Source organism: Georgenia muralis (genome assembly GCF_003814705.1).
Classification (GTDB): Bacteria; Actinomycetota; Actinomycetes; order Actinomycetales; family Actinomycetaceae; genus Georgenia; species Georgenia muralis.
In genome coordinates this window covers 1,880,642-1,900,722 of the sequence record NZ_RKRA01000001.1, presented here as the reverse complement: position 1 = coordinate 1,900,722, position 20,081 = coordinate 1,880,642, and the positions used below count along the sequence as shown (strand labels likewise).

Sequence of the window (20,081 nt, the reverse complement as noted above, 5' to 3'; positions counted from 1 at the left end):
CGGCCCCGGGCAACTGATGGCACAGCCGCGCACGTCCGCGCGGGTACCGCGTACGGTTTCACCGGATCGATCCGAGAACCTGGAGGAACACATGGCAAGCGAGAAGCCCGTCGGCGTCGCCGACATCGGTGTCACCGGCCTGGCGGTCATGGGCTCGAACCTGGCCCGCAACTTCGCACGCCACGGCTACAAGGTCGCCGTCCACAACCGCTCCTTCGCCAAGACGGAGAGGCTCGTGGCCGAGCACGGCGACGACGGGACGTTCGTGCCGTCGGAGTCGGTCGAGGACTTCGTCGCCTCGCTCTCGCGCCCGCGCGTGGCCGTCATCATGGTCAAGGCCGGGGCCGGCACCGACGCCGTCATCGACCAGCTCGCCGCCGTGATGGAGCCGGGCGACATCATCGTCGACGCCGGCAACGCCCACTTCCCCGACACCATCCGCCGGGAGAACGCCCTGCGCGCCAAGGGCCTGCACTTCGTCGGGTCCGGCGTCTCCGGCGGCGAGGAGGGCGCGCTCCTGGGCCCGTCGATCATGCCCGGCGGCACCAAGGAGTCCTACGACCGTCTCGGCCCGATGCTCGAGGACATCTCCGCCAAGGTCGACGGCGTGCCGTGCTGCACCCACGTGGGCCCCGACGGCGCCGGGCACTTCGTCAAGATGGTCCACAACGGCATCGAGTACGCCGACATGCAGCTCATCGCCGAGGCCTACGACCTTCTGCGTCAGGGTCTGGGCGCCTCGGCCGCGGAGATCGGCGAGATCTTCGCCGAGTGGAACCGGGGCGACCTGGAGTCCTTCCTCATCGAGATCACCGCCGAGGTCCTCGCCCACACCGACGCCGACACGGGCAACGCCTTCGTCGACGTCGTCATGGACCGCGCCGAGCAGAAGGGCACCGGCCGCTGGACGGTGCAGAACGGCCTGGACCTCGGGGTGCCGATCACGGGGATCGCCGAGGCCACCTTCGCCCGCGCCCTGTCCGGCTCGGTCCCGCAGCGCGAGGCCGCCCGCGGCGTCCTGCCGGCCAACGCCGGCACCTGGGAGGTGACCGACCGCGCCGGGTTCATCGAGGACGTGCGCCAGGCGCTCTACGCCTCGAAGGTCGTGGCCTACTCGCAGGGCTTCGACCAGATCGCCGCCGCGAGCGCGGAGAACGGCTGGGACATCGACCGCGGCGCCATGGCCCGCATCTGGCGCGGCGGCTGCATCATCCGTGCCCGCTTCCTCAACCGCATCACCGAGGCCTACGAGGAGAACCCCGACCTGCAGCTGCTGCTGGCCGCCCCGTACTTCACCGAGGCGGTGGGCAACGGCGTGGCCGCCTGGCGCCGGATCGTGGCGCAGGCCGCCCTCAACGGCGTCCCGACCCCGGCGTTCGCCTCGTCGCTGGCGTACTACGACGGCGTGCGGGCCGACCGGCTCCCGGCCGCGCTCGTCCAGGCGCAGCGCGACTTCTTCGGCGCCCACACCTACCAGCGGGTCGACCGGCCCGGTACGTTCCACACGCTGTGGTCCGGCGACCGCAGCGAGGAGCAGCAGGACTGACCTCGTCCGGGCGCGCGCGTGCGACGGCCGGCCACCCCGCGGGGTGGCCGGCCGTCGGCATCCGGCCTCCCGGGGGACGGCGGACCTTGATACGCACGCCGCGCTGCCCACGCGGCGCGTCGAGTAGTGGCTTGTGGTCGTTCCCGGCCGGTCCACGGCAGCAACAACCCCCAGCTCGACGGGGCGGGGCGGGGCCCGGCGGCCGGGTGGCCGCGGCCGGCAGCATTTCAGCGACCGGCGGCGATGTCCGTGCGGTGCTGAGCGCCGTCGAACCTGATCCGGGCGACGCCCTCGTAGGCCCGCTCGCGGGCGGCGGCGAGGTCTCGGCCCTCACCCACGACGCTGAGCACCCGACCGCCGCCAGCGGCGAGGTTCCCCGCGCCGTCGAGCGACGTCCCCGCGTGCAGGACGTGGACCCCGTCGAGAGCCTCGGCGTCCTCGACGCCCGTGATGACGTCACCCTTGCGCACCTGCCCGGGGTACCCGTGCGCGGCGAGCACCACGGTGACGGCGGCGCCGCCGGACCACCGGGGCTCGTCCACCTCCGCGAGACGCCCGGTGGCCGCGGCGAGGAGGAGGTCGGCCAGGGAGGAGGTGAGCCGGGCGAGGACGACCTGGGTCTCCGGGTCGCCGAAGCGGACGTTGAACTCCACCACCCGCAGCCCGCGCGAGGTCAGCGCGAGCCCGCAGTAGAGCAGCCCGACGAACGGGGTGCCGCGTCGGGCCATCTCGGCCACCACGGGCAGCGCGACCCGGTCCAGCACCTGCTCGGTGAGGTCCGCGGGCGCCCAGGGCAGCGGCGAGTACGCCCCCATGCCGCCCGTGTTGGGACCGGCGTCGCCGTCGCCGAGACGCTTGTAGTCCTGGGCCGGCTCGAGCGGCACCACGGCCGTCCCGTCGCTGATGCAGAAGAGGGAGACCTCCGGGCCGTCGAGGAACTCCTCGACGACGACGGCGGGGACCCCCTGCGTGGCGTCGTCACCGCCGTCCTTGGCCAGGCACGCGATCGCGTGGGCGAGGGCCTCGTCCCGGTCGGAGGTGACGACGACCCCCTTGCCGGCGGCGAGGCCGTCGTCCTTGACGACGTACGGCGCGCCGAAGGCGTCCAGGGCGGCCGCGACCTGCTCGAGGTCGGTGCACACGTGCGCCAGCGCCGTGGGCACCTCGGCAGCGGCCATCATCTCCTTGGCGAACGCCTTCGAGCCCTCGAGCCGAGCGGCCTCCCGGCTCGGCCCGAAGCACGGGATGCCCGCAGCGCGCACCGCGTCGACGACGCCGGCCACGAGGGGCGCCTCGGGGCCGACCACCACGAGGTCGGCGCGCATGCCCACGGCCGCTGCGGCGACGGCGTGCCCGTCGAGGATGTCCAGCTCGAGGCTGGTGGCGACCCCGGCGGTCCCCGGGTTGCCGGGAGCGACGACCAGCTCGGTCGTGCGGGGGTCTCGGGCCAGGGTCCGGGCCAGGGCGTGCTCGCGCGCGCCCGACCCGATCAGCAGGATCCTCACGCACCGCACCCTACTGGGCGCTCGCGGGCGCGGGCGGCGCGGGCGCGACCCTGAGACCGCCTCCAGGGACGGCGCACGCGACCGGCCGCTTTATCACGGAATTCTTCTTGCTTATCGTAGGTGGGACGCCAACCCAGGAGGACCCATGTCGCTCGAGATCACCGAGACCCACGCCTGCAACTGCGGGCACGACGACGCCGTGCCCGCCCTCGACGTGCGCGCCGTTCCGCACGCGATCCGGCATGCGACCGTCTTCGGTGCGCTGTCCGCGATCACGCCGGGCGGGGCCATGGACCTCGTCGCGCCGCACAACCCGCTGCCCCTGCTCGCCCAGGTCGAGCAGCGCGAGCCCGGCGCCTTCGAGGTGGCCTACCTCGAGGAGGGACCCGAGGCCTGGCGCCTGCGGCTGACCCGCCGCTGAGAGCGCCGGTGGTGGGCGCCGGCCGACGGCGTCCGGCACCCACCACCGGGCGAGGCACGGGCACGGCGTTGTGACGCTGTGGCTGCTCGTACTCGACCCCGATCCGCCATACCGTCACAACGGGCGCCCAGTCATATCGCTCGCTCCGTCACATCGGGCGCACCGTCACATCGGGCGCACCGGCCCCAACCTGGCCGGTCATTACACCTAGCCCAGGCGCGCCCGCAGCTGGTCGAGCTGACGCGTCATCTCGGCAGGGAGCCGGTCACCGAACTGCGCGAAGTACTCCTCGGTGAGGTCGGCCTCGGCCAGCCAACTCGCCCGGTCGACCGCGAAGAGCGCCTCGAGCTGCTCGTCGGTGAGCTCCAGGCCCTCGAGGTTGAGGTCCTGCGGGCGCGGGAGCCGGCCGGTGGGGGCCTCGACGGCGTCGACCTCGCCGTTGACACGCCGCAGCGCCCACTCGAGGACGCGCGCGTTGTCCCCGAAGCCCGGCCAGAGGTAGGAGCCGTCCGCCCCCTTGCGGAACCAGTTGACCTGGAAGATCCGCGGAGCGTGGCTCCCCAGGCGCTCCCCCATCGCCAGCCAGTGACCCCAGTAGTCGGCCATGTTGTACCCGCAGAACGGCAGCATGGCGAAGGGGTCGCGGCGCAGGGCACCGACGGCCCCCTCGGCCGCCGCCGTCTGCTCGGAGGACACCGTCGCCCCGATGAAGACGCCGTGCTCCCAGTCGAAGGACTCCGCGACGAGCGGGACGTTGGTGGCGCGACGCCCACCGAAGAGGATGACGTCGAGCGGCACGCCGCCGAGGTCCTCCCACTCCGGGGCGATCGACGGCGCCTGGTCGGCGCGCACGGTGAAGCGCGAGTTCGGGTGGGCGGCCGGCCGGCCGGAGTCCGGCGTCCAGGCCTGCCCCTGCCAGTCGGTGAGGTGCGCGGGCACCTCGTCGGTCAGCCCCTCCCACCAGACGTCACCGTCGTCGGTGAGGGCGACGTTGGTGAAGACGACGTCGTGCTCCAGGGCCGCCACCGCCGTCGGGTTCGTCATCTCGCCCGTGCCCGGCGCCACGCCGAAGAAGCCAGCCTCGGGGTTGATGGCGTAGAGACGGCCGTCCTCGCCGGGGCGCATCCACGCGATGTCGTCGCCGATGGTCTCGACCTTCCAACCCGGGATGGTGGGCCGGAGCATGGCGAGGTTGGTCTTCCCGCACGCCGACGGGAAGGCCGCGGCGAGGTGGTAGACCCGGCCGTCGGGCCCCGTGATCTTCAGGACGAGCATGTGCTCGGCGAGCCAGCCCTCGTCCCGGCCGAGGACCGAGGCGATCCGCAGGGCGTAGGCCTTCTTGCCCAGGAGCGCGTTGCCGCCGTAGCCGGAGCCGTAGGACCAGATCTCGCGGGTCTCGGGGTAGTGGACGATGTACTTGGTGTCGTTGCAGGGCCACGGGACGTCCTCGCGGCGCAGCCCGTCGTCGTCGACGAGCGGCATGCCGACCGAGTGCACCGCCGGGACCCAGTCGGCGCCGCGCCCGACCTGGGCGAGGGCCTCGGCGCCCATGCGCGTCATGATCCGCATGGAGACGACGACGTAGGGCGAGTCGGTCAGCTCGACGCCGACACGGGAGATCGGACCACCCACGGGGCCCATGGAGAACGGGACGACGTACATCGTGCGCCCGCGCATCGACCCGGCGAAGACCTCGGCCAGCTCGGCGCGCATCTGCGCCGGGTCGACCCAGTTGTTCGTGGGGCCGGCGTCGACCTCCTTCTCCGAGCAGATGAACGTGCGCGACTCGACCCGCGCGACGTCGGACGGCTCGGAGCGCGCGAGGAAGCTGCGGGGCCGTCGGCTCTCGTCCAGGCGGATGAACGTCCCTGCCTCGACGAGCTCGTCGGTCAGGCGGTCGTACTCCTCCTGTGACCCGTCGCACACGTGGATGGCGTCCGGCTGCGTGAGCTCGGCGATCTCACGCACCCAGGCGGCGAGCGCCTCGTCCGTGATCTCCGCCCCGCTCATGGTCGCTGCGGTCCGGGCATCCGGGTCCGTGATGGTCATGCTGCTGTCCTCCGAGGTCGTGTCCTGGCGCGTTCTCGCGGCCTGGTTCAACTCTGGGCCCATTTCCAGCTCCTCATCAAGCGGACAGTGGCGTAAAAACAGCAAAAGTTTCGGTACCGTCAAACGGTGCCCACCGAACCCTCCTCCCAGGCTCCCAGAAACCCGGCCGATCCGCTGGTCCTGGGGCGGCGGATCCGCCATGCCCGCACCGCCCGTGGTCTGACGCTCAGCCGGCTGGCGGAGACCGTCGGGTCGACGACGAGCCAGCTCTCCCTCGTGGAGAACGGCCGGCGCGAGCCGCGCCTGTCCCTCCTCACGGCCCTGGCCGACGCCCTGGGCACCTCCCCCGCCGACCTCCTCGCGCCCGAGCCGCCACCGGACCGGCGCGCCGCCCTCGAGATCGCCCTCGAGCGGGCCCAGCGCAGCCCCCTCTTCGCGAGCCTCGGCGTCGCGCCGGTGCGCCCGGGGCGGCGCCTGCCGATGGACGCCCTGGAGTCGCTCGTGGCGCTCCACGGCGAGCTCGAGCGCCGCGCCCTGGCGTCGATCGCGACCCCCGAGGAGGCCCGGCGCATCAACACGGAGCTGCGCCTGGAGATGCAGGCCCGGGACAACTACGTCCCCGAGATCGAGGAGATGGCCGAGGACTTCGTGCGGTCCGTGGGCTACAGCGGTGGCGCGCTCACGCACCACATGGTCTCTCAGATGGCCGACCGGCTCGGGTTCACGATCATCCACGTCGACGACCTGCCCCGCTCCACCCGGACCGTCACCGACCTGGAGAACGGGCGCATCTACCTCCCGCCCGCCTCGATCCCGGGTGGGTACGGCCTGCGCTCGCTCGCGCTCCAGGCGATGGCCCACCGCCTGTTCCGGTTCGCCCACCCCGCGGACTACGGCGACTTCCTGCGCCAGCGCCAGCAGCTGGCCTACTTCACCGCCGCGTGCCTCGTCCCGCGCTTCGCCGCGACGGACTTCCTCGAGCGGAAGAAGGCCGCGAAGGACCTGTCGATGGAGGACTTCCGCGACGCGTTCGGGGTCACGCACCACTCGGCGGCCCAGCGCTTCACCAACCTCGCGACCGCGCACCTGGGCATCCCCACCCACTTCATCCGGGCCAACGACGACGGCTCGCTCCACCGCGGCTACGCCAACGACGGAGTGCCGCTGCCGACGGACGCCACCGGCACCATCGAGGGCCAGCCCCTGTGCCGGCGGTGGGCGGCCCGGGCGGCGTTCGAGCGGCGCTCACGCACCAACGAGTTCGTCCAGTACACCGACACCCCGGCCGGGACCTACTGGTGCAGCACCCAGACCGGGACGGGCACCGACGCGGAGTTCTCCATCACGCTGGGGGTGCCGTTCGCCCACGCGAAGTGGTTCCGGGGGCGCGAGACGACCCGGCGAGCGGCGTCGTCGTGCCCCGACGAGTCCTGCTGCCGTCGGCCCGACCCCTCGCTGGCCGAGCGCTGGCGGGAGCAGTCCTGGCCGAGCGCGAAGATGCACGCCCACGTCCTCTCGCCGCTGCCCTCGGGCACCTACCCCGGGGTGGACGACGCCGCGGTCTACGCCTTCCTCGAGCGTCACGCCGGCGGTGGGCCGCAGGACTGAGCGTCACGCCGGCGGTGGGCCGCAGGACTGAGCGTCACGCGGCAGTGGACCGGACGGACCACCACGGGGTAACGCGCTCCGGCGGGCCCCCGGACCGGCGGCGCCTGCGCTCCGGCGGGCCTGCGGGCAGGCAGACGGGCAGACGGACCGCCGGGCCACCGGACCGGCGGACCGCGTCAGTCCAGCAGGTCGTGCCGGACGATCGTGGCCTCACGGTCCGGGCCCACCCCGATCGAGGAGACCCGCGTGCCGCTCATCTCCTCGAGGGCGAGGACGTACCGGCGGGCGTTCTCGGGCAGGTCCTCGAACCGGCGCACGTGGGAGATGTCCTCCCACCACCCGTCCAGCTCCTCGTACACCGGGCGGGCGTGGTGGAACGAGCTCTGGTCGGCCGGCATCTCGTCGTGCCGGACGCCGTCGACGTCGTAGGCCACGCACACCGGCACCTTCTCGAGCCCGGTGAGGACGTCGAGCTTGGTCATCACGAGGTCGGTGAGGCCGTTGACGCGGGTGGCGTACCGCGCAACGACGGCGTCGTACCAGCCGGTGCGCCGCGGCCGCCCGGTGGTGGTGCCGTACTCCCCGCCGGTCTTGCGCAGGAACTCCCCCATGTCGTCGTCGAGCTCGGTGGGGAAGGGGCCCTCGCCGACCCGGGTCGTGTACGCCTTGAGCACGCCCACCACCCGGTCGATGCGGGTGGGTCCGACCCCGGACCCGGTGCAGGCGCCGCCCGCCGTCGCCGAGGACGAGGTCACGAACGGGTAGGTGCCGAAGTCGACGTCGAGCATCGTGGCCTGGCCGGCCTCGAAGACGACCGTCCGGCCGGCGTCGAGGGCGTCGTTGAGGACCAGGGAGGTGTCGGCGACCATCGGGCGCACCCGCTCGGCGTAGGCGAGGAGCTCGTCGGTGACCTCGTCGACGTCGACCGCGCGTCGGTTGAAGACCTTGACGAGCAGCTGGTTCTTCTGCGCCAGCGCGCCCTCGACCTTCTGCCGCAGGATCGAGGCGTCGAAGAGGTCCTGGATGCGCAGGCCCACCCGGCTCATCTTGTCCGCGTAGGTCGGCCCGATCCCCCGACCGGTGGTGCCGATCTGACGCTTGCCGAGGAAGCGCTCCGAGACCTTGTCGAGGGTGCGGTTGTACGAGGGGATGATGTGCGCGTCGGCCGAGACGAGCAGGCGTGAGGTGTCGACACCGCGCGCGCCCAGCCCCTCGATCTCCTGGAAGAGCACCTCCAGGTCCACCACCACACCGTTGCCGATCACCGGCGTGCAGCCGGGGCTGAGGATGCCCGAGGGGAGGAGGTGGAGGGCGTACTTCTCGTCGCCGACGACGACCGTGTGGCCGGCGTTGTTGCCCCCGTTGTACTTGACGACGTAGTCCACGCGCGAGCCGAGCTGGTCGGTCGCCTTGCCCTTGCCCTCGTCGCCCCACTGCGCCCCGACGACCACCACGGCTGGCATCTGACTCGTCCTCTCCCCGCCCGCGAGCGCCGGTCGGCGCCCCGACGAGGCTACCGTCCCGGGACGGCGCGGGGCGGCGTCGTCTCGCCGGGCGGCGTCCGCCGGGCACAGTTCGCGAACAGTTCCGAAACGGTGCACCAGCGAGTCTCGGTGTGCATCTCGACGCGGTTCGGGTTAGCGTCGTGTCTGCGACCGAGTGCCCCCGGGTGCGTGGGCGCGACCAGGGTGGCACGGAGAGGAAGCACGGGCATGATCGAGATCTCGGCGTCGGCGACGACCGCCACGGTGGCGATCGCAGGTGATCTGGACCTCGCCGAGCGCGCCCAGTTCCCCGAGGTGACCGCGCGTGTCAGCGGCCTCCGGCGCCAGCTCCTCGTCATCGACATGTGCCGCGTCACGTTCATGGACTCCACCGGCGCGGCCTTCCTCATGGCCCTCGCGGACGCCTCCGCCAAGCGGGGCGGCGCGACCGTCCTCCGTGGCATCCACGACCGCGAGCGCTTCGTCCTGGAGATCTGCGGTGCGCTCGACATGTTCCGCATGGACGACGAGCACCTCTGCGACAGCGCCGCACCGCGCGGGAGCTCGCGCCGCATCGACGCCTGAGCCCTGATCCACCGACGTGGCGGGGTGGTCGCTGGTCGGGTGGCGTGTCCGGGATAGCGGGTCGTTGGGCGTGGTGGGGCTGCCGGTCTGTGCCGGCTCTTCCACGGTGGGGTTCCTCGGGTCGTGCCCGTTGGGCTGGGTGGTCAGGACGCGGTGGCCGGTGGTGGCCCGGTCGCGGCGGTGTGGAGTGCGGTCCAGTGCTCGGCCCAGGCCCAGCGGGCGGGCAGGTGCAGGATCAGCCGGCGGCCGGTGGAGGCGATCCGGGCGGGGACGTTGATGATCTTCCGGCGCAGGGTGGCCCACCGGGCGGTGGCCATGTCGGCGGCGACGGCGGCGGCGCGGGCGATGTTGAACGCGATCGTCGCCATCGCCACCCAGGCCGCGTTCGCCGCGTACTTCCCGGACGGCAGGTGCGCCAGGGGCCCGTCCTTGAGCTCGGCGATGACCTGCTCGACGATCGCGTGCCCCCGGTGACGCTGGTCGGCCTCGATGGTGTCCAGGTCGGAGTTGGTGATGAACGCGTGGTGGCGGTAGGTCGCGAACAGCTCGCCCTGCTCGCTGCCGTCACCGGCCAGGGGCTGGAGCCGTCGGACGCGGCGCACGATCAGCCGGCAGGTCACCTGCTCGGCCTTGCGGCGACGGGTGAACGCGACGAAGGGGACCTCGGCGACCTCGGCGTCGGAGACCCACCGCTGCTCGGTCTCGTCCCAGAGGGCGTGCGGGTACCTGATCGGGGTCCAGGCGTCCTCGCCGATGCCCGCGATGGCCGCCTTGGCCTGGGGGTTCATCCGCACCGTCACCGAGAACCACGCCCCGTGGCGCAGGGCGGTGGCGACGAAGGCGTGGCCGTAGTACGCCGAGTCCGCCCGGCACAGCACCGGTCCCCTCACACCCGCGGCGCGGGCGGTCCCCAGGGCCTGGGCGAGGAGCTGGCCGGCCCCGGTGTGCGAGGCGACGTTCCCGCGCCGCAGCCGGGCCCGCACGATCACCGGCGCCGCGACCTCCGTGGCCAGGGTGGCGAGCTGGACGTTCAGGCCCCGGACCCCGGAGTAGCCGTACGCCGCGGCCTGCTTGGCGTAGCCGTGGACCTCCCGGATCGTGTCGTCGACATCGACGAACGCGATGTCCTGCGCCCCCGCGCCGCTGCTTACCAGGGCGGGAACCTTCCGGGCGAGCCCTGCCAGCAGCGCGCCGCTGATCTTGTCGAGCTGCTGGACGTGACCGTGGGTGAACGAGCGCAGGAACGTGCCCAGCGTCGACGGTGCCCGGACCCCGTCGAAGACCCGGCCCATCCCGCCATGGCGCAGCAGGTCCAGGTCATCGATGCAGTCCGCACCGGCGAGCATCCCACCGACCACACTCGCCGTCTTGACCGCGGCGTTGGGCGAGGGCACCGTCAACCCCTCGAGCAGGCCGTACAAACCCGCGGACTCCGCCAGCCGCAAGGCCGGGACCAGACCCGCCGCCGACACCAAATTGGACTCATCGAAGACCGGTCGAATCGTGTGAGAAGGTTTCACTTACGAGGTGCCCTTCCGGGTGGTCGGATCTAGACGTCGCAATCCAGATCTTCCCTGCCCAGAAGGGCTCTCTCGCTCTACGCCACGCTCAACACTCCGGTGGATCAGGGCTGAGGCGCCGCGCCAGGTCGCGTCACGCCCGGTCGGCTGATTCTTCCGCGCGCGCCCGCGTACCCGGCTGATCTTCCCGGTGCGCTCGCGAACCAGGCGAGTTGCGCGCGTCCCGCGCGCGTCCTGCGAGCGTCACGCGCGCCCCGGCGCGTCCTGTGAGCGTCAAGCGCCCGGCGCGTCCTGTGAGCGCCCGGCGCGCCCCGGGAGCGGCCCAGCCTCAGCGGGCCTCGGTGGCTGCGGGCTCCGACCGCAGGCGCGCCCACACGACCTTCCCGCCCGGCGTGGGGCGCCAGCCCCAGTCCGCCAGCCGGTCGACGATGTGCATGCCGAACCCGCCGACCCGCGCGGTGTGACGCTCCCGGGTGATGGGCGGCGCCGGGTTGGCGTCCTCGACCTCGATACGCAGGCCGTCGCCGGTGTCCTGCAGCCGCAGCCCGATCCGGCCCCAGCCGTGCATGACGGCGTTGGCCATCAGCTCGGAGACGACGAGCTCGGCAGCACCGACGTTCTCGATCCCCCACGTCGCGCACGCCCTGCGCACCGCGTGGCGGGCGCGCCCGATCGAGGTCGCGTCCACCGGCATCTGCCAGCGACGGCGGCGCGGGGCCGCCTGGTCGACCTGACCGTCGGGACCGCCGGGAACGCGGATGACGACCATGGCGACGTCGTCCTCGGGCGCGTCGGCCAGCTGGAGGATCTCCTCCCCCACGCCGGCCACGTCGATGCTCGGCACGCTGCGGCAGAGCTCGACGAGGGCCTCCAGGCCCTCGCGCATCGTCCGGTCGCGCCGCTCGACGAGGCCGTCGGTGTACAGCACGATCACGTCGCCGGGCTCGACCATCACCGTCGCCGTCTGGCGCTGGCCCGTGCCGAAGCCGACGAGCGATCCACCGGCTCCGTCGAGCGTGGTCACCTCGCCGCTGCGGACCCGCAGCGGCGGCAGGTGGCCGGCCCGAGAGTAGGCGAAGTCCCAGCACTCGTCGTCCCGCGGCGTCAGCGTGGCGTAGACGAGCGAGGCGGTCCGGGGGATGCGCATGCCGTTGACCAGGCTGTCGACGCGACCCAGCACGGTCGCGGGGTCGACGAGCTCGGCCGCGTAGGCACGCACCACCGAGCGGAGCTGGCCCATCGCCGCGGCCGCCTCGACGTCGTGGCCCACCACGTCACCGATCACCACCGCGACGACGTCGTCCTTGAGGTTGACGACGTCGTACCAGTCACCGCCCACCTGGGCGTGCTCGGCGTTGGGCGCGTAGTACGTCCAGACCTCGAGGCCCTCGACGTCGGCCTGCTCCGGCAGCATCGCCCGCTGCAGGGTCTCGGCGAGGAGGTGCTCGCGGGCGTAGAGCTGGACGTTGTCCATCGCCATGCCGACCCGGCGTGCGACGAGCTCCAGGACCGTGTCCGTCTCGTCACGCAGGGCGGGGGGCTCCTCCAGGTCCGCGCTGTCGGCGAACGCGGGCGGCACGTGCCGGGGTACGGCCACCAGGAGCGCCAGTGTGCGACGCCGTCCGAGGACGGGGAGCACGAGGATCTTCTGCTCGGCGTCGTCGTTGCCGCGCAGGTGCGGGGCGACCTGGGCGAGGAGCTGGGCGGTGACGGTCCCCTCCTCCGCGGGGGTGTCCGGGGCGAGCTCGACCGTGCGCATCCGCAAGGTCTGGAGGAGCTCCAGGACCGGGTCTCCCGTCGTGTCGAGCTCCGGCGGGACCGGCGCCGCCGGGTCCGGACTCGTGCCGTTGACCTCCTGCAGGGTGCGGCCCAGGACGAAGAACCCCGCCCACGCGACGACCTGGCGCGTGAGGAGCTCGGCGATGGTGCGCAGCACGTCGGACGCGTCCGTCTCCTGCAGCAGGTCCGAGACGCGGGCCACCAGCGCCAGACCCAGCCGGGCCCGGCGCTCCATCTCCAGGCGGACACGCTCGAGGTGGGCGTTCTCCACCTCGAGGGAGACGTCGCGCATGACGCCGACCCAGAGGTCCTCCTCGCTGGGGTGGGCGGACATCGGGGCGAGCTCCAGCGCCACCCAGTACTGGCTGCCGTCGGCGTGGGTGGCGGACATCGTCAGTGCCGCCGCCTCCCCCGCCGCGAGCACCTCGGCGATGGACCGCTCGCTCTCGGGGCTGACCCCCGCGACGGCGCGCAGGTCGTGCGCACCGGTGATCATCTGCGCCCGGGTGAAGCCGGTGAGGACCGTCACCGCCTGGTTGGCCGCCACGATCTCCGTCCGGCCGCCGGGCCGGTTGGCCAGCACCACCACCGCCTGCGGCATCTGCTTGAGAACCGTCAGCGCCCAGTACTCGTCGGCCCGGAAGCCGGGGCGGGCACCCTCGGGGGTGGGCAGGCGGGTGAGGTCGAGGAGGTCGTCGGCGCCGGGGTCGGCGTCCGGACCGGGCGCGCCGGGGCGCGCGTCGGTGGAGCCGGTGCGGGCGTGCGCTCCGCCGGCGGGATTGACCATGAACGTCTCCGATCGTCTAGCGTCCCCTACGATGCACTGGGATCGGGCGCCACGCACGGCGGGATCCAGCTAGCGGTACGGAGAAAGGACAGGCGGTGCGCGAGGTTACCCCCCCGTCGGGCGGCGAGATGCCCCCGATGCCCCCCGCGGGCACTGACAGCGGCTCGGTGCACGTCATGGTCTCGCCCACCCGGACCAGGCTCGTCCTCTCCGGCGAGATCGACGTCGCGCTGAGCAGCGAGCTGACGGAGGCGGTCACCGACGCCGAGCGCGCCGGCCTGCCCGTCGAGATCGACGCCCGGCACGTCACCTTCATGGACTCCTCCGGCGTGACCATGCTGGCCCGCCTGGCCCACCGCACCCCCGGCCGCATCACCATGATCCAGCCGCCCGACGTCGTCCGGTTCCTCCTGGAGGTCACCCGGATCGGGGACGTCATCGACGTCCTCGAGTCCGACCCCGGCTTCCCGGAGGACGGGCCGCCCGACGCCGCCTGACGCAGCCAGAGACAAAGGCGCCCGCCCCGGACCAAGGTCCGCGGCGGGCGCCGTCGTCAGTGCTGTCAGGCCATCTTCGTGCCGGCGGAGCGGAGCTGCTCGCAGGCCTCGACGATGCGGGCCGCCATGCCCGTCTCGGCCATCTTGCCCCAGGCGCGCGGGTCGTAGGCCTTCTTGTTGCCCACCTCGCCGTCGATCTTGAGGACGCCGTCGTAGTTCTTGAACATGTGGTCCACGACGGGCCGGGTGAAGGCGTACTGGGTGTCGGTGTCGACGTTCATCTTGATGACGCCGTTGTCCACCGCGAGGGCGATCTCCTCGGCGGTGGAGCCGGAGCCGCCGTGGAAGACGAGGTCGAACGGACGGTCCTTGCCGACCTCCTTGCCGACGGCGTCCTGGATCTCGCCGAGGATCTCCGGGCGGAGCTTGACGGCACCGGGCTTGTACACCCCGTGGACGTTGCCGAAGGTCAGCGCGGTGAGGTAGCGCCCCCGCTCGCCGGTGCCCAGCGCCCGCACGGTGGCGAGGCCGTCCTCGACGGTGGTGTAGAGCTTGTCGTTGATGGCGGCCTCGTGGCCGTCCTCCTCGCCGCCGACGACGCCGATCTCGATCTCGAGGATCGTGCGTGCCTTCTGGGAGAGCTCGAGGAGCTCCTCGGCGATGACGAGGTTCTCGTCCAGCGGGACGGTGGAGCCGTCGAACATGTGCGACTGGAAGGTGGGGAGCCTGCCGGCGGCGACCTCCTCGGCCTCGAGCTGCAGCAGGGGCCGCACCCAGGAGTCGATGTTGTCCTTGACGCAGTGGTCGGTGTGGATGGCCACGGTGACGCCGTAGCCGGCCGCGACCTCGCGGGCGTAGGCCGCCAGTGCGCGGGAGCCCGCCACCCGGTCCTTCACGGTGGAGCCGGAGGCGTACTCGGCGCCGCCGACGGAGACCTGGATGATGCCGTCGGACTCGGCCTCCGCGTACCCGCGGAGCGCGGCGGTGACGGTCTGGGACGACGTGACGTTGATGGCCGGGTAGGCGAACTTGCCCGCCTTCGCCCGGTCGATCATCTCGGCGTAGGACTCGGGGGTTGCGATGGGCACGGCTGCTCTCCTGTGGTCGACGACGTCGGTACGCCAGCCATCCTCCCACCACACCCCGCACCGGGCCTAGGACACTGGGGCCCGGGGGTGCGGTGAGGGCGGTCACAAACCGTCGGTGTCGGGCGGCGGGGACTGCGGTCGAGGCCCTCGCAGCGAGCCCGGTCGCCCGGTCGTCCGGTCGCCCGGTCGCCCGGTCGAGAGGCTCAGCCCGGGGCGGGTCCCGCGTGCTGCAGCATCCACGCGTGCATGGCGACGGCGGCCGCGGCGCCGGCGTTGATGGATCTCGTCGAGCCGTACTGGGTGATGTGCAGGACCTCCGCGCAGCCGTCGAGCGCCTCCTCGCTCAGACCGGCGGACTCCTGGCCGAGGAGCAGGACGCACGCCCTCGGGAGCGGCCGGTGCTCGATCGGCACCGAGCCCGGCCCGTTGTCGATCCCGATGACCGGCAGGCCCGCCGCGGCGGCCCAGGCGAGGAGCTCGGCGACGCTCGGGTGGTGGCGCAGGTGGAGGTAGCGGTCGGTGACCATGGCCCCGCGGCGGTTCCACCGCCGTCGGCCCACGACGTGCACCTCCGCGACGGCGAACGCATTCGCGGTGCGCACCACCGAGCCGATGTTCATGTCGTGGGCGAAGTTCTCGATGGCCACGTGCAACGGGTGCCGGCGGGCGTCGACGTCCGCCACGATCGCCTTGACGCTCCAGTACCGGTAGCGGTCGACGACGTTGCGGCGGTCACCCTCGGCCAGGAGCTCGGGGTCGAGCCGGGGGTCGGACGGCCAGGCGTCGGGCCCGCCGGGCCACGGGCCGACACCCACCTCGCGGTCGGCGGGGTCGGGGCGCACCGGGCCATCCTGCCAGCGACGGCGCACCCCGGCGCACGCGGCCCCGTCGTCGCTAAGGTCTGTGCGTGGGCCCGGCGTCGCCGGGCGCCGGGGCGCACCGCCTCGCACCGAGCCGCAGGAGCTGACGATGAGCGAGCCGATCGAGAACTGGCTCACGGACATGGACGGGGTCCTCGTCCACGAGAACCAGGCGCTGCCCGGGGCCGCGGAGTTCGTCGAGCGGCTCACCCAGAGCGGCCGGCCGTACCTCGTGCTGACGAACAACTCCATCTTCACCGCCCGTGACCTCGCCGCGCGGCTCCGCGCGTCCGGCATCGACGTGCCCGAGGAGCGACTGTGGACCTCGGCGCTGGCGACCGCCGCGTTCGTCAGCCAGCAGCTGCCCGGCGGCAGCGCGTACGTCATCGGCGAGGCGGGGCTCACCACGGCCCTGCACGAGGCGGGCTACGTCCTGACCGAGACCGACCCCGACTACGTGATCCTCGGCGAGACGCGCACCTACTCGTTCTCCTCGATCACCAAGGCGATCCGGCTCATCCAGGGCGGGGCGCGGTTCATCGCCACGAACCCCGACTCCACCGGCCCGTCGAGCGAGGGCCCGCTGCCCGCGACCGGCGCCGTCGCCGCGCTCATCACCAAGGCCACCGGTCGGGAGCCGTACTTCGTGGGCAAGCCCAACCCGGTGATGATCCGCGCCGCGCTCAACCGCATCGACGCGCACTCGGAGTCCACCGCCATGATCGGGGACCGGATGGACACCGACGTCCTGGCGGGCATGGAGGCCGGGCTGCGGACCTACCTCGTGCTCACCGGGTCGACGAAGGCCGAGGACGTCGAGCGCTACCCGTACCGGCCGAGCGAGGTCCGCGACTCCATCGCCGACCTCATCGAGCTGATCTGACGACCCTGGTGTCGGGGACCCGGTCCGCGGGCCGGCCCCGCGGACGGGAGCTCGAGCCGGACCGTCAGCCCTCGATACCGAGGTCGGCCAGACCCAGGGCGTACAGGTAGGGGACCTTCGCCTCGGCCTCGATGCGCTCCTTGGCGCCGGTGCTGCGGTCGACCACGACGGCGACCGCCGCCACCTCCGCGCCCGCCTCGCGGAGCGCCTCGACGGCCTGCAGGGGACTGCCCCCGGTGGTGGAGGTGTCCTCCAGGACGACGACCCGCCGTCCGGCGACGTCGGGGCCCTCGACGATGCGGCGCATCCCGTGGGACTTGGCCTCCTTCCGCACGACGAACGCGTCGACGTCGAGACCGCGCGACGCGGCGGCGTGCAGGATGGCGGTAGCCACCGGGTCCGCACCCATCGTGAGGCCGCCGACGGCGTCGATCTCGCCCGCGCCGAGACCGGCCTCCTCGAGGAGGTCGAGCATGACGTGCCCGATGAGGGGCGCGGCGGCGTGGTGGAGCGTGGCACGGCGCATGTCGACGTAGAAGTCCGAGGTGATCCCGGAGGCGAGGGTCACCTCGCCGCGGACGACGGCGAGCTCACGGACGAGCGCGGCGAGCTGTGCGCGCGGGGTGTCGTTGGTCATCACGCCGAAAGCCTAGCGGCGCGGGAACCGGTCCTAGACGATCGCGCGGCGGCTGGTCCCCGGCCCGGCGACGGCGCGCACGAGCGCGCGCGGCGCGTGCCGGAGCACGGTGGCGAGCGTGGCGTAGCGCAGCGACGGCACCACGACGACGTCACCACGCCGCACGGCTCGCAGGCCCGCCGCGGCGACCCGGTCGATGTCGACCCAGCCGGCCTCCGGCCAGGCGGCGGCGTCGAGCCCGGCCCGGTCGTGGAACTCCGTGCGCACCAGCCCGGGGCACAGTGCGGTGGCGGTGACCCCGGTCCCCCTGAGCTCGGCGGCGAGGGCCTCGGTGAAGGTCAGGACCCAGGCCTTGGCCGCGGCGTAGGTGCCCATGACGGTGAACGCCGAGACCGACGAGACGTTGAGGATCGCCCCCCGACCACGCTCCACCATCGCCTCCGCCGCCGCCTTGGACAGCACGAGCACGGCCCGGACCATGACGTCCAGCGCCTCCTCCTCCAGGGCGAGGTCACCACCGACGAAGGACTGCCCCGGGGTGAACCCGGCGTTGTTGACCAGCAGCCCGACCGGCCGCTCGGCCCGGCGGAGCCGCTCGACGACGACGTCCCGGCCCTCGACGGTGCCCACGTCGGCCGGCAGCACCTCCACCTCGACCCCGGCGGCGGCCCGGATCTGCTCGGCCACCATCTCCAGCCGGTCGAGGGAGCGGGCCACCAGCACGAGCCGGTGCTGCGCGGCGGCGAGCTGCCAGGCGATCTCGAGGCCGATGCCGGACGTCGCGCCGGTGACCAGTGCTGTTCCCATGGAGCCAGACTAGGTGCGCGGCCGCGCCCTCCGCCCGGCCGCCGTCGCCGACCGCCGTCCCCGGTCGCAGTCCCGGGCCGCCGTCCCCGGTCGCAGTCCCGGGCCGCCGTCCTCCGTCCACCCGGCCCGGGCGGTGGCCGCCGGTCGCGTTCGGTAACGTCACCGCCATGCGACTGGCGACGTGGAACGTGAACTCCATCCGCACCCGGGTGGACCGGGTGGTCGCCTTCCTGGAGCGTTCCGGCACCGACGTCCTGGCCCTGCAGGAGACCAAGTGCACGGACGAGCAGTTCCCCCTCCTGCCCTTCGAGGCCGCGGGGTACGAGGTGGTCACGCACGGGCTGAGCCAGTGGAACGGCGTCGCCGTCGTCTCGCGGGTGGGCGTCGCCGAGGCCGAGGTCGGCTTCCCGGGGATGCCGACGTGGGGCGAGCCGGCGGCGGCCGAGGCGCGTGCGCTCGGGGTCACGTGCGGCGGGGTGCGGGTGTGGAGCCTGTACGTGCCGAACGGGCGCACGCTCGGCGACCCGCACTACGTCTACAAGCTCGAGTGGATGGCGGCGCTGAAGGACGCGGCCCGGGAGTGGCTGCGCGCCGACCCGGACGCCCAGATCGCCCTCGTCGGCGACTGGAACATCGCCCCGCGGGACGAGGACGTGTGGGACATGCGCGTCTTCGAGGGCGCGACCCACGTGTCCGAGCCCGAGCGCGAGGCCTTCCGTGCTCTGGAGGACGTCGGGTTCACCGAGGTCACACGCCCCTACGTGGACCAGTACACGTACTGGGACTACAAGCAGCTGCGGTTCCCCCGCAACGAGGGCATGCGGATCGACTTCGTCCACGCCTCGCCGGAGCTGTCGGCGCACGTCGTCGGGGCGCAGATCGACCGCAACGAGCGCAAGGGCAAGGGCGCGAGCGACCACGTGCCCGTCATCGTCGACATCGCTTGAGCGGCGCCGCCCGCGCGGGCCACGTCAGCGGACCGGCGCGACCCGGGTCAGCGGACCGTCGCGACCCGGGTCAGCGCACCGGCGTGAGCCGTCGGGGCCACCGGGTCGGGGCTCGGGCTCAGCGGGCGTGCTCGGCCAGGATGGCGTCGGTGAGCGGCGGCCAGACCCTGACCGCCCAGTCGCCGAACGGACGCGAGGACAGGAACGCCGTCGCCAGGCCCGCCTCCGGGTCGACCCACAGGAAGCTGCCGGACTGGCCGAAGTGCCCGAACGTGGCGGGCGAGGAGCTCTCACCGGTCCAGTGCGGGGTCTTGTGGTCGCGGATCTCGAAACCCAGCCCCCAGTCGTTGGTCTTCTGACGGCCGTAGCCCGGCAGGACGCCGGACAGGCCGGGGAAGACGACGTGGGTCGCCTCGGCGAAGAGCTCCGGTCCCAGCAGGGTGGGGCTGAGCAGCTCGCGGCCCAGCCGGGCGAGGTCGTCGGCGGAGCCGGCGGCGCCGTGGGCGGGCGAGCCGTCGATGAGCACGGTGGCCATCCCGAGGGGCTCGAGCACGGTCTGCTCGGCCCAGGTGGTGAAGTCGGTGCCGACGTGCTCGGCGACGTGCTCGGCCAGCAGCTCGATGCCCCGGTTGGAGTAGACCCGCCGCCTCCCCGGCTCGGAGAGCACCGCGCCGTCGTCGAAGGGCACGCCCGCCGCGTGCGCGAGCAGGTGCCGGACGGTGGCTCCGGGCGGTCCGGCGGGGTCGTCGAGACCGACCATCCCGCGCTGGACGGCGACGAGTGAGGCCATCGTGCTGATCAGCTTCGTCACCGACGCCCACCGTAGGGGCTCGGCGGTCTCGCCGTGCCGGGCCAGCACCCGCTCGGCGTCGGTCACGACCACGGCGACCGGGTGGTCGAGCTCGTCCAGGACGTCGAAGATCTCCACCCGGCCAGCCTGCCACGAGCCCGCCCGGCGCCGAGACCCGGCGTCGCACCGGCTCCTTGCACCGGCTCCCTGCACCGGCTCGCGACGGCACCGCACCGGAACACAGAAGCTTCCGTCAGGCGGGGCCTGACGGAAGCTTCTGCGGGACGA

At 73.0% G+C, this 20,081-nt stretch carries 17 protein-coding genes; 7 read left to right on the top strand and 10 right to left on the bottom strand.

Translation table 11 applies throughout. The features are described from left to right. Positions 1-91: 91 nt before the first annotated feature. Positions 92-1,546: an NADP-dependent phosphogluconate dehydrogenase gene (gndA, locus tag EDD32_RS08440; protein ID WP_170175250.1), complete on the top strand. Its 1,455-nt coding sequence runs from the start codon at positions 92-94 to the stop codon at positions 1,544-1,546. A gap of 227 nt (positions 1,547-1,773) precedes the next feature. Here gndA and purD read toward each other — a convergent pair whose 3' ends face one another. Then, positions 1,774-3,051 (bottom strand): phosphoribosylamine--glycine ligase, encoded by a 1,278-nt coding sequence (gene purD / locus EDD32_RS08435; RefSeq protein WP_123916621.1) that lies wholly within the window; start codon positions 3,049-3,051, stop codon positions 1,774-1,776. A 145-nt stretch (positions 3,052-3,196) separates the two neighbouring features. On the opposite strand from purD, the gene EDD32_RS08430 reads away from it, so the two are divergent. Next, on the top strand, positions 3,197-3,472 hold the full coding sequence (locus tag EDD32_RS08430; RefSeq protein ID WP_123916619.1) for a DUF2249 domain-containing protein: 276 nt from the start codon (positions 3,197-3,199) through the stop codon (positions 3,470-3,472). A 207-nt stretch (positions 3,473-3,679) separates the two neighbouring features. Here the strand turns inward: EDD32_RS08430 and EDD32_RS08425 are convergent, their stop codons facing one another. After that, positions 3,680-5,521 carry a phosphoenolpyruvate carboxykinase (GTP) gene (locus EDD32_RS08425; RefSeq protein ID WP_211338775.1) on the bottom strand — a complete coding sequence of 614 codons (1,842 nt, stop codon included), beginning with the start codon at positions 5,519-5,521 and terminating at the stop codon, positions 3,680-3,682. 126 nt (positions 5,522-5,647) lie between these two features. Between EDD32_RS08425 and EDD32_RS08420 the strand changes: the two genes are divergently transcribed. Beyond that, on the top strand, positions 5,648-7,129 hold the full coding sequence (locus tag EDD32_RS08420) for an XRE family transcriptional regulator (protein WP_123916617.1): 1,482 nt from the start codon (positions 5,648-5,650) through the stop codon (positions 7,127-7,129). Positions 7,130-7,305: 176 nt separating this feature from the next. On the opposite strand, the gene EDD32_RS08415 is transcribed toward EDD32_RS08420, so the two are convergent. Then, on the bottom strand, positions 7,306-8,592 hold the full coding sequence (locus EDD32_RS08415; protein ID WP_211338774.1) for an adenylosuccinate synthase: 1,287 nt from the start codon (positions 8,590-8,592) through the stop codon (positions 7,306-7,308). 249 nt (positions 8,593-8,841) lie between these two features. Between EDD32_RS08415 and EDD32_RS08410 the strand changes: the two genes are divergently transcribed. Continuing rightward, positions 8,842-9,198, top strand: a complete 357-nt coding sequence (locus tag EDD32_RS08410) for an STAS domain-containing protein (RefSeq protein ID WP_123916613.1) — start codon at positions 8,842-8,844, stop codon at positions 9,196-9,198. Positions 9,199-9,341: 143 nt separating this feature from the next. Here EDD32_RS08410 and EDD32_RS08405 read toward each other — a convergent pair whose 3' ends face one another. Beyond that, positions 9,342-10,718, bottom strand: coding sequence for an IS1380 family transposase (locus tag EDD32_RS08405; protein ID WP_425459477.1), 1,377 nt, complete (start codon positions 10,716-10,718; stop codon positions 9,342-9,344). 328 nt (positions 10,719-11,046) lie between these two features. Beyond that, entirely contained in the window at positions 11,047-13,284 is a 2,238-nt protein-coding gene (locus tag EDD32_RS08400; RefSeq protein WP_123916611.1) for a SpoIIE family protein phosphatase, read from the bottom strand. Positions 13,285-13,379: 95 nt separating this feature from the next. Here EDD32_RS08400 and EDD32_RS08395 point away from each other — a divergent pair, with 95 nt between their 5' ends. Then, complete coding sequence (locus EDD32_RS08395) at positions 13,380-13,781, top strand: STAS domain-containing protein (protein ID WP_246006045.1); 402 nt, start codon at positions 13,380-13,382, stop codon at positions 13,779-13,781. Between the two features lie 65 nt (positions 13,782-13,846). Here the strand turns inward: EDD32_RS08395 and fbaA are convergent, their stop codons facing one another. After that, positions 13,847-14,869 carry a class II fructose-bisphosphate aldolase gene (gene fbaA, locus EDD32_RS08390; protein ID WP_123916609.1) on the bottom strand — a complete coding sequence of 341 codons (1,023 nt, stop codon included), beginning with the start codon at positions 14,867-14,869 and terminating at the stop codon, positions 13,847-13,849. Positions 14,870-15,072: 203 nt separating this feature from the next. Beyond that, entirely contained in the window at positions 15,073-15,711 is a 639-nt protein-coding gene (locus tag EDD32_RS08385; protein WP_246006044.1) for a TrmH family RNA methyltransferase, read from the bottom strand. A 127-nt stretch (positions 15,712-15,838) separates the two neighbouring features. Here EDD32_RS08385 and EDD32_RS08380 point away from each other — a divergent pair, with 127 nt between their 5' ends. Further along, positions 15,839-16,612: an HAD-IIA family hydrolase gene (locus EDD32_RS08380; RefSeq protein ID WP_123916605.1), complete on the top strand. Its 774-nt coding sequence runs from the start codon at positions 15,839-15,841 to the stop codon at positions 16,610-16,612. Positions 16,613-16,676: 64 nt separating this feature from the next. On the opposite strand, the gene pyrE is transcribed toward EDD32_RS08380, so the two are convergent. Next, a complete protein-coding gene (pyrE, locus tag EDD32_RS08375; RefSeq protein WP_211338942.1) occupies positions 16,677-17,249 on the bottom strand; it encodes an orotate phosphoribosyltransferase in 573 nt (190 codons plus the stop codon). A gap of 33 nt (positions 17,250-17,282) precedes the next feature. Beyond that, positions 17,283-18,056, bottom strand: coding sequence for an SDR family NAD(P)-dependent oxidoreductase (locus EDD32_RS08370; protein ID WP_123916601.1), 774 nt, complete (start codon positions 18,054-18,056; stop codon positions 17,283-17,285). A gap of 167 nt (positions 18,057-18,223) precedes the next feature. On the opposite strand from EDD32_RS08370, the gene EDD32_RS08365 reads away from it, so the two are divergent. After that, positions 18,224-19,003: an exodeoxyribonuclease III gene (locus EDD32_RS08365; protein ID WP_123916599.1), complete on the top strand. Its 780-nt coding sequence runs from the start codon at positions 18,224-18,226 to the stop codon at positions 19,001-19,003. Positions 19,004-19,121: 118 nt separating this feature from the next. Here the strand turns inward: EDD32_RS08365 and EDD32_RS08360 are convergent, their stop codons facing one another. Beyond that, complete coding sequence (locus EDD32_RS08360) at positions 19,122-19,931, bottom strand: serine hydrolase domain-containing protein (protein ID WP_123916597.1); 810 nt, start codon at positions 19,929-19,931, stop codon at positions 19,122-19,124. Positions 19,932-20,081: the final 150 nt, after the last annotated feature.

Excerpts from the sequence above, each read along its gene's own strand:
- gndA (WP_170175250.1), top strand. The coding sequence starts at position 92 with ATGGCAAGCGAGAAGCCCGTCGGCGTCGCCGACATCGGTGTCACCGGC.
- EDD32_RS08430 (WP_123916619.1), top strand. The coding sequence starts at position 3,197 with ATGTCGCTCGAGATCACCGAGACCCACGCCTGCAACTGCGGGCACGAC.
- EDD32_RS08425 (WP_211338775.1), bottom strand. The coding sequence starts at position 5,521 with ATGACCATCACGGACCCGGATGCCCGGACCGCAGCGACCATGAGCGGG.
- EDD32_RS08415 (WP_211338774.1), bottom strand. The coding sequence starts at position 8,592 with ATGCCAGCCGTGGTGGTCGTCGGGGCGCAGTGGGGCGACGAGGGCAAG.
- EDD32_RS08410 (WP_123916613.1), top strand. The coding sequence starts at position 8,842 with ATGATCGAGATCTCGGCGTCGGCGACGACCGCCACGGTGGCGATCGCA.
- EDD32_RS08400 (WP_123916611.1), bottom strand. The coding sequence starts at position 13,284 with ATGGTCAATCCCGCCGGCGGAGCGCACGCCCGCACCGGCTCCACCGAC.
- EDD32_RS08380 (WP_123916605.1), top strand. The coding sequence starts at position 15,839 with ATGAGCGAGCCGATCGAGAACTGGCTCACGGACATGGACGGGGTCCTC.
- pyrE (WP_211338942.1), bottom strand. The coding sequence starts at position 17,249 with ATGACCAACGACACCCCGCGCGCACAGCTCGCCGCGCTCGTCCGTGAG.
- EDD32_RS08370 (WP_123916601.1), bottom strand. The coding sequence starts at position 18,056 with ATGGGAACAGCACTGGTCACCGGCGCGACGTCCGGCATCGGCCTCGAG.
- EDD32_RS08365 (WP_123916599.1), top strand. The coding sequence starts at position 18,224 with ATGCGACTGGCGACGTGGAACGTGAACTCCATCCGCACCCGGGTGGAC.